We start from the raw sequence: 254 nt of genomic DNA, 5'->3' as shown, positions 1-254 counted from the left end.
TGGCATCGAAATGCGCGCGGTGCACGGTCTGGGCGTGGAACAGCAGGTCATTGAACGGCTGCTCGAACAGCGCCCGAACTTCTTTCAGGCTCCAATCGTGACGCAGGGCGGCGGTACTAGCGCTCATGGGGGCAAGTCCTTATCTACAGGCGGCCTGCTACAGTCCAAGCAGACCCAACACGGATGTGCGGCATAGTTAAGGAAGCCTTATGCGCTGTCAACCTTCAGCATTTTTAAAGGTTTACAACTGGTTA

General features: G+C 55.5%; 1 pseudogene. It reads right to left on the bottom strand.

The features are described 5' to 3' along the window. Positions 1–127, bottom strand: a pseudogene (locus tag AC0IYH_RS32800) (biotin synthase BioB); the annotation flags it as partial. Positions 128–254 lie beyond the last annotated feature (127 nt).

This window comes from Pseudomonas sp. AC463 (genome assembly GCF_979253585.1).
Note: the sequence above shows the minus strand (reverse complement) of the source record. Positions and strands in the feature narration are given on the sequence as shown.